This is a genomic window from Streptomyces sp. PU-14G (assembly GCF_041028275.1).
Taxonomy (GTDB): Bacteria; Actinomycetota; Actinomycetes; order Streptomycetales; family Streptomycetaceae; genus Streptomyces.
Genome location: NZ_JASKYT010000347.1, coordinates 1 through 7,688, shown reverse-complemented (window position 1 = coordinate 7,688; position 7,688 = coordinate 1). Strand labels below are relative to the sequence as shown.

General features: G+C 74.8%; 8 protein-coding genes. 1 reads left to right on the top strand and 7 read right to left on the bottom strand.

Annotation, left to right across the window (positions count from 1 at the left end):
• Window positions 1-194: 194 nt before the first annotated feature.
• Window positions 195-1,400 carry a PP2C family protein-serine/threonine phosphatase gene (locus AB8Z75_RS28320; RefSeq protein WP_369206872.1) on the bottom strand — a complete coding sequence of 402 codons (1,206 nt, stop codon included), beginning with the start codon at window positions 1,398-1,400 and terminating at the stop codon, window positions 195-197.
• 291 nt (window positions 1,401-1,691) lie between these two features.
• Here AB8Z75_RS28320 and AB8Z75_RS28315 point away from each other — a divergent pair, with 291 nt between their 5' ends.
• On the top strand, window positions 1,692-2,177 hold the full coding sequence (locus tag AB8Z75_RS28315) for a MarR family winged helix-turn-helix transcriptional regulator (RefSeq protein WP_369206870.1): 486 nt from the start codon (window positions 1,692-1,694) through the stop codon (window positions 2,175-2,177).
• Window positions 2,178-2,271: 94 nt separating this feature from the next.
• On the opposite strand, the gene AB8Z75_RS28310 is transcribed toward AB8Z75_RS28315, so the two are convergent.
• The 6 genes from AB8Z75_RS28310 to pcaH all read right to left on the bottom strand — a co-directional run bounded on the left by AB8Z75_RS28310 (window position 2,272) and on the right by pcaH (window position 7,596).
• Window positions 2,272-2,664: a DUF2267 domain-containing protein gene (locus AB8Z75_RS28310; RefSeq protein WP_369206868.1), complete on the bottom strand. Its 393-nt coding sequence runs from the start codon at window positions 2,662-2,664 to the stop codon at window positions 2,272-2,274.
• A 128-nt stretch (window positions 2,665-2,792) separates the two neighbouring features.
• A complete protein-coding gene (locus AB8Z75_RS28305; protein WP_369206866.1) occupies window positions 2,793-3,989 on the bottom strand; it encodes a 4-hydroxybenzoate 3-monooxygenase in 1,197 nt (398 codons plus the stop codon).
• Window positions 3,986-4,807: an alpha/beta fold hydrolase gene (locus tag AB8Z75_RS28300; protein WP_369206864.1), complete on the bottom strand. Its 822-nt coding sequence runs from the start codon at window positions 4,805-4,807 to the stop codon at window positions 3,986-3,988. Before AB8Z75_RS28300 ends, AB8Z75_RS28305 begins: the two co-directional genes overlap by 4 nt.
• The gene (pcaB, locus tag AB8Z75_RS28295; RefSeq protein ID WP_369206874.1) at window positions 4,804-6,228 is read right to left on the bottom strand and encodes a 3-carboxy-cis,cis-muconate cycloisomerase; all 1,425 of its coding nucleotides are present in this window, start codon (window positions 6,226-6,228) and stop codon (window positions 4,804-4,806) included. The genes AB8Z75_RS28300 and pcaB overlap by 4 nt, the downstream gene beginning before the upstream one ends.
• Entirely contained in the window at window positions 6,209-6,877 is a 669-nt protein-coding gene (pcaG, locus tag AB8Z75_RS28290) for a protocatechuate 3,4-dioxygenase subunit alpha (protein ID WP_369206863.1), read from the bottom strand. Before pcaG ends, pcaB begins: the two co-directional genes overlap by 20 nt.
• Window positions 6,877-7,596 carry a protocatechuate 3,4-dioxygenase subunit beta gene (pcaH, locus tag AB8Z75_RS28285; protein WP_369206873.1) on the bottom strand — a complete coding sequence of 240 codons (720 nt, stop codon included), beginning with the start codon at window positions 7,594-7,596 and terminating at the stop codon, window positions 6,877-6,879. Before pcaH ends, pcaG begins: the two co-directional genes overlap by 1 nt.
• Window positions 7,597-7,688: the final 92 nt, after the last annotated feature.

The window sequence follows — 7,688 nt, the reverse complement described above, 5'->3', positions numbered from 1 at the left end:
CACATTCCCTGCCCGCCCCCCTTCCCGGCAAGCGCCGGTGCCCGGACGGGCCCGCGCTCGGGCCCGGACAGGCGCGCGGTCGGGCCCGGACGCACGCCCGGGCCCGGAGCCGGACGGGGAACGGCCGCCCGGCTCGCGCGAGCCCCGAGCGGAGGCCGCCCGCGCGGACCCCGATGCCGGTCAGGGGAGGGGCGTCAGCCGCTCGCCGTCTCGTCGCGCCCGTACCAGTCGACGCACACCGCGAGGGCGTCGTCCTCGAACGGCCCCTCGCCGCGGTGGGCCGCGAGCTCCTGGAAGACCGCGCGGGGCACCTGCGCGGCGGGCAGCAGGCCGTTGGCGGTCAGGGAGCGCGCCAGCGCGTGGTCACCGAACGCCTCGCCCGCGGGGGAGCGGGCCTCGTAGACGCCGTCCGTCGCCAGCAGCAGCCGGTCGCCCGGCTGCACCGTGAAGTGTTCGGTCACGTAGTGGGTCTCCTCGAACATGCCCAGCGGCAACTGCGCGTCGAAGACGAGGGGCTCCACCTTGCCTTCCCGGCGCAGCCAGGCGCGCGGAGACCCGGCCTCGACGACCTCGGCCCGCCCTGTGGCGAGTTCGAAGCGGATCAGGACCATCGCGACGTGCGCGGCGCCCCGGTGCTGTGCGTACACGGCCTGGTCGGTGAGCGCGGCCTGGTCGGCCAGGCCGAGGCCGGCGCGGCGGGCGTTGCGCATCGCGCTGACCGCGAGGTTGGTCAACAGAGCCGCCTCCACGCCCTCGCCCATGCCGTTGGCGACGGCGATGGTCAGGTGGTCGGCCGAGACGGACCAGTCGAAGTTGTCCCCGCTCGTGGAGTACGCGGGCTCCAGGTGGGCGCCCAGGGCGAACTCCCTGCGCCGCAGTGACCGGCCGGGCAGCAGTTGCCACTGCATCTCCGCGGCCAGTGTCAGCCGGGTGGCCCGGCGTGCCCGCTGGTAGAGGTCCGTGTCGCGTTCGGCGACCGTGATCTCGTGACCGAGGGCCCGGCACAGGTCCTCCAGCTCCGGCAGCAGGCCGTGCGGGTCGGACTGCGAGGGGCCGTGTGCGTCGGCCTGCGAGGGGAAGGTGACCGACAGCACGCCCAGCCGGTCCCCCCGTACGCTGACGGGCAGGTGCACCGTCACCGTGCGTGCCGCTCTGTCGGTCAGGACGAGGGGCTCAGGGGCGCGCAGCGCCCGCCCCTGCGGGCTGTTGTGGATGCGCAGCGGCTCGGCGGTGAGAGGCACGGGCTCGACCATCTGCAGGGTGCGCATGCCGAAGTCGGCCATGCGCAGCTCGGCTCCGGACGCTCCGTACTGTTCTCGCAGTGCCTGTTCGACGACATCCATCAATGCGTGGGGGGCGGCGGCGCGCAAGGCCCGCTCGACCACGGCGAATCTGTCCACGTCTCCTGCTTCTCGTTCTGCCGAATCGTGCGACGGCCTGGCAGGGGGCACTGCGTACCCTGCGGCCGGACCAGTACATTATCGTCGCACTGCAACATTCGCTGAATGACAACAGATGGCTGCTCGGCGACGCGGCCAGGGGCCGTGACCTGCTGGTGAGGGCCTGCCGTGCGGGCCTGTCCCAGGGGCGCCGGAGGGAGATAAGCTCTTCACCGCCCCTTGCACGGAGACGGACAGGCGACGAGTGTGCCCCGTGACGACGGGCAGGAGCGCCGGAAATGGGGAGTGAACGTGACCTCGACCTCGCACGAGGCAGCCGGGACGGCCGGCGAGGTCATCGAACTGCTGGAGGTCCTGTGGGAACACGGCAGGGACGCGGTCTCCACCTCGCCTGTCTCCGCCTCGCAGCTGCGGGTCCTCTACTGCCTCGACCGTGACGAGGGCATGAACCTCCGTACGCTGGGCGAGCTGCTGGGCTCTGCCCCCTCCTCGGTCAGCAGGCTGTGCGACCGGCTCCAGGCGCTCGGCTTCCTGGAGCGCCTGCCCAGCCCCGTCAGCCGCCGGGAGCTGGAGCTGCATCTGACCCGTCAGGGCAAGAAGTACCTGAGCGACCTGCGGCTGCGCCGTGAGGAGGCCCTCACGGCGACCCTGGCGGCGATGCCGCCCCAGGACCGCGCGGTCCTGGGGGAGGGCCTGAAGGCCTTCCGGGACGCGGCGGAGGACACCACGCCCACTCGGCGGCTGAACGCTCTCGAAGAGGTGGACCGCTCCGCCTGACGTCGGCGGTGCGCCCTACCTACCGGTCAGTCCCTCCGAGCCCACCAGCGCCCTCGCCGCGTCTCCGTCAGGCCGGACCGGCCCCAGCCTCGCCTCACCTGCTCAGTTCGGCCTTGCCGAAGAGCGCCGCGTAGCCGCTCGGCAGCTGGCTGATCAGCTGGTTGAGCTCTCCGCCCGAGACCGCGTCGGCGAGGGTCGACAGGACCGCGCTGGCGTCCCACTCGGCCGTGCGGGGGCGGGCGCCCGTCTGGGCGGCGACGCGCTCGCAGAACCGGGCCACGCCGAACGTCTCAGGGTCCTCCTCACCCGCCTCGGCGACGACGGGCCCGAGCGGTCCCGGCAGCTGGGCCGCCAGTTCCCCGGCCTTGACGGGGCTGATGCGGTTGGCGAGCACGCTCAGTACCGCCCAGGTGACCTGCTCGGCCTCCTGCTGGTCGCGGTACTCGCCGCGTTCGCGGACCTGGGCCAGGAACTCGTCGTACCTCATGATCGGCTCCTTCGTGCCGCCGGATCTCGTGTCCTTGTGCTTTCGTGTCCTTGCGCGCGGTGGTCTCCCGCCTCGCGGTACCCAGGGGCCGCCCGTTCATGGGCGGCGACCCCGGGCCGTCGCGCGGGCTACCCCTCGCCGGGCAGCGGCACCCCCGTGTAGTTCTCGGCCAGTTCCGCCGCGGCGTGCGGGGAGGCCGCGACGCGCTCCAGCTGCGAGAGCTGGAGCCGGGTGTCGAAGGAGGACTGGTTTGGTGCCGTGTGCAAGGTGGTGGTCATGAAGTACGAGAAGTGCTCGGCGCGCCACACCCGCCGCAGGCAGTCGTCCGAGTAGGCGTCGAGCAGGGCGGCCGAGCCGGTCTCCTCCAGGTGGGCGAAGGCGCGGGCCAGCACCGTCACGTCGGACACCGCCAGGTTGAGGCCCTTCGCGCCGGTCGGCGGGACGATGTGCGCGGCGTCCCCGGCGAGCAGCACCCGTCCGTAGCGCATCGGCTCGGTCACCGAACTGCGCATCGGCAGCACCGCTTTCTGGGTGACCGGGCCGCGTGTCAGCCGCCAGTCGCTGTCCGCTCCGAAGCGGGTGTCCAGCTCGTCCCAGATCCGTGCGTCGGGCCAGGCATCGGGCTCCGTACCGACCGGCACCTGGAGGTAGAGTCGGCTGACCGTCGGCGAGCGCATGCTGGCCAGCGCGAAGCCGCGTGCGGAGTGCGCGTAGATCAGCTCGTCGTGGACGGGAGGCGCGTCCGCCAGGATGCCCAGCCACGCGTAGGGGTAGACGCGTTCGTGTACCTGCCGTGCGTGCGCGGGGACGGCGCTGCGTACGACGCCGTGGAAACCGTCGCAGCCGACGACCCAGTCGCAGGTCAGCTCCCTGCCCCGGCCCTCGTGGGTGTAGCGGACGGTGCAGCTCTCGCCCTGGGCGCCCTCCACCGCGTGCACCGGTGCCTCGAACAAGACAGGCGGCCCGGCGGCGAGTTGGAGGGCTATGAGGTCCTTGACGACCTCCGTCTGGGCGTAGACCCACACGCGCCGGCCGCCGGTGAGCGCGGGGAAGTCGAGGCGGTGACGGCGCCCGGCGAAGCGCAGTTCGACGCCGTCGTGCGGCAGCCCCTCGCGCTCCAGCCGGTCGGCGGCGCCCGCCCGGCGCAGCACGTCGACGGTGCCCTGCTCCAGAATCCCGGCACGCTGCCGCTGCTCCACGTAGGCGCGCCCCCGGCTCTCCAGGACGACGCAGTCGATGCCGTGCAGGTGCAGCAGCCGGGCCAGCAGCAGACCCGCAGGACCCGCGCCGACGACGGCCACCCGCGTGCGCAGACCGGTCCTCATGCGCGGCCCCGCTCCCCGGCGGTGTGCGGCGGGGCGGCGCCGTCCCAGTGGGCCAGCAGCGCGTCGGTGACGGCACCGGGCTGCTCCACACCGGCCAGATGCGCCGCGCCCGGCACCTCGACGAGCCTGGCCGAGCGGATACCGCCGGCGAGTTCACCGGCGTGGGCGGGCGGGGTGGCCGGGTCCGACGCGCCGGCGACGACCAGCGTCGGCGCGGTGATGCGCGGCAGCGCCCGCCGCGCGTCGAAGTCGGCGAGGGCCTCGCAGCAGGCGGCGTATCCGTCCGGGTCGGCCTCGGCGAGGTCCGCGAGGAGCCGGGCGCCGAGCTTCGTGCCGGTCATCCGCTCCGGGTCGGCGAACCAGCGCCCGGGTGTCGCCTCCAGGAGGGAGCGGGTGCCGTCGTCGCGCACGAGGGCGGCCCGCTCGTGCCATCCCGCGGGCTCCCCGAACCAGGCCGACGAGCACACCAGCGCCAGCGACGTGATCCGCTCGGGATGGTGGACGGCCAGGTGGGTGCCGATGCCGCCGCCCAGGGAGATGCCCGCGTAGCGGAAGGTCTCCCAGCCGTGGTGGTCGGCGAGCGCCAGCACCCGCGAAGCGAGCCCGGCGACGGTGGTGCGCTCCCCGCCCGGTGCGACCGCGGCCCCGTGCCCGGCGCCGCCCCCGTGTCCCGGCAGGTCGTACCGCAGCACCCTGTGGTGCCGGGTCAGAGCGGGGACCTGCGGCTCCCAGACGGCGAGGGAGGTGCCCAGGGACGGGCCCAGGATCAGCGGGGTGCCGTCTTCGGGGCCGTCGAGGCGGTGGTGCGGCAAGGTCACGGGTTCTCCTCGGATCGCTGTGCTGGTCGGGAGGGTGCGGTCGGGCCGTCGGCCAGCGCCCGGTCCACGAGTGCCGGGGCGCAGCCCGTGGAGCGCGCGGGATCGGCCAGGTCGGCCCACACCTCCCGAGGGACGCCGGCCAGCTCCCCGTGTCCGCGCAAGACGTCGACGAAAGAGTCCTGTTCGGATACCGACCGGGCGGCGGCCTCGGTGACCAGGGCGCCAGCCCGCGCCCGGCCCACGTACCGGGAAAGGACGATCGCCGCACGCTCGGAGGCGACGCGGCCCCCGGTCAGCGCCAGGTTCTCGCGCATCCGGGCGGGCCGCACGCGCAGCTCTTCCGCGAGCTCGGCGGCGCGCCAGGCCGCGCCCCCGGTCAGCCGCAGCGCCTCGCGCAGGGTCTGCCATTCGGCGTGCCAGGCTCCCGCCGGACGCTCGTCCTCGGCGGCGAGCGCGCCGAACAGCACGCCCGCGAGCGCGGGGAGCTGCCGTGCGGCGGAGGCGACGAGGGTGGCCCGTACCGGGTTGGCCTTGTGCGGCATGGCCGACGAACCACCGCCCGCGCCTTCGGCCACCTCCGCCGTCTCGGTACGGGACAGCGCCAGCACGTCCGCGGCGAGTTTGCCCAGGGCGCCGGCGGTGTGGGCGAGGGCAGCCGCCAGGTCGGCGACGGGCGTGCGCAGGGTGTGCCAGGGCAGCGGCGGTTCGAGGAGACCCGTCTCCTCGGCGAGGAGGGCGGGCAGCCGCAGCGCCGCCTCCTCATCCCCGTGCGCGGCGAAGGCGGCCAGCGTCCCGGCCGCGCCGCCGAGCTGGACCGGCAGCGCCTCCCGTACGGAGGTCAGCCGCCGCCGCGCGTCCAGCACGAGGGCCCGCCATCCTGCCGCCTTGAGGCCGAACGTGGTGGGTACGGCGTGCTGGGTGAGGGTTCGGCCCGGCATGACGCTGTCCCGGTGGGCGGCGGCGAGCGCGGCCAGCGCGCCGGCGGTGCGGTCCAGGTCGGCGAGCAGGTGGCCGAGTGTGCGGTGGGCGACCAGCATGGCGGCGGTGTCCATGATGTCCTGGCTGGTGGCACCCTGGTGCACGTGGGGCCCGGCGGCTTCGCCCACCGCCGCCGTGAGGTCGGCGACCAGCGGGATGACGGGGTTGCCTCCCGCGCCGGCGGCACGCAGCGCCAGGTCCCGCACGTCGAAGCGCGCGGCGTCGGCCGCGGCGGTGACGGCACGCGCCGCCTCCCGGGGAGCGAGCCCGAGCCTCGCCTGGGCGCGGGTGAGGGCGGCCTCGGCGTCGAGCAGCGCCTGGAGGAACGCCGGGTCGCCCGTCGCGGACTCGGCCGGGGAGCCCGCCCGCACGGGGGAGAGCAGCCCGAGATCGGCCCCGTCGCCGGGTCCGTCACCGGGTCCGTCACCGGGCCCCTGGGACAGGGGCGGCGCCGAGGGGATCGCGGGGTCCGAGGGGGAAGTCAAGGAAGACCGTCTCCTTCTCGCCCTGGAGGCGGAGGTCGAAGCGGTAGCGCCGCTCGGCTTCGCGGACGGCGAGCAGCGTGCCGAGCCGCTCGGGCGGCAGCGCCGCGAACGCCGGGTCAGCGGCCAGCGCTTCGGCGTGTTCGGGCAGGTGGACGCGGGTGTACAGGTGGTGCAGCAGGCCCCGTGCGAACAGCAGGAGCGACAGGTACGGTACGGCGGCAGGCCGGTGGCGGCCCGGCGCGAGGGTACGGATCGTCCAGTGTCCCTCGGCGTCCGTCGGCACCCGGGCGAAACCGGTGAAGCGCACGGCGTCGCGGCCGACCACCTGCCCGGTCGCGGGATCGTGGCGCAGCGAGCCGGGCGCCCCGCTGGTCGACCCTTCCGGGTCCGCCTGCCAGATCTCCAGCAGGGCGTCGGGCACCGGCTGTCCGGCGCCGTCGAAGACGTGTCCGTGCAGGATGAGCGCTTCGGGGTGCCCGGCGGGAACGAGGTCGCCGCCCCCGGCGAAGGGGAGCGCGTAGCCGTAGAAGGGGCCCACGGTCTGCGACGGGGTGGGCGCGAGCGGCGGCGCGGCGGGCGCTGCCGCGGCCCGGGTCGGTTCGAGCATCAGGCGCGGCCCTCCTCGCACCAGGTGGCGGCCGGGCCGTCCAGGACGATGTCCCAGCGGTAGCCCAGCGACCACTCGGGGACGGACAGTTCGTGGTCGTAGGCGGCGACGAGGCGCTCGCGTGCCGCCTGGTCGGTGACGGACTGCAGGATCGGGTCGTACGGGAAGAGCGGGTCCCCGGGAAAGTACATCTGCGTCACCAGCCGCTGGGCGAAGGCGTCACCGAAGAGGGAGAAGTGGAGGTGCGCTGGGCGCCAGGCGTTGGTGTGGTTGCGCCACGGATAGGCGCCGGGCTTGATCGTGGTGAAGGCGTAGCGGCCTTCGCCGTCGGTCAGGCAGCGGCCGAACCCGGTGAAGTGGGGGTCGAGCGGCGCCGGGTGCTGGTCGAGCTGGTGTGCGTACCGGCCGGAGGCGTTGGCCTGCCAGACCTCCACCAGCTGCCCGCGCACGGGGTGTCCGCGCCGGTCGAGGACCCGCCCGGTGACGGTGATCCGCTCTCCCAGCGGCTCCGCGTGGTGCCGGCGCGTCAGGTCGCTGTCCAGCGCGGTGACGTCCGTGGCGCCGAAGACCGGGCCGGTCAGCTCGACGGCCTCCGGGTCGCCCAAGGGCAGTGGCGCGTGGTGCGGGTGGCGCAGGGCACTGCTGCGGTAGGGCGGGAAGTCGCGCGGCGGATGGCCGCGGGACGCCGTGCCCGCGGTCCGCGCGTGCGCGGCGCCGATGGCCGCGTCGATGTCCGCCTGCGAGGGCCCGGGGGAGAGGGGCGGCGCACCGCCGCCTCGCGAGGTGGCGCCGTGCGCGTGTGGGGGTGGGA

What these genes read in the sequence shown, in the direction of transcription:
- AB8Z75_RS28310 (WP_369206868.1), bottom strand. Translation starts at nt 2,664, where the DNA reads ATGAGGTACGACGAGTTCCTGGCCCAGGTCCGCGAACGCGGCGAGTAC.
- AB8Z75_RS28305 (WP_369206866.1), bottom strand. Translation starts at nt 3,989, where the DNA reads ATGAGGACCGGTCTGCGCACGCGGGTGGCCGTCGTCGGCGCGGGTCCT.
- pcaG (WP_369206863.1), bottom strand. Translation starts at nt 6,877, where the DNA reads ATGCTCGAACCGACCCGGGCCGCGGCAGCGCCCGCCGCGCCGCCGCTC.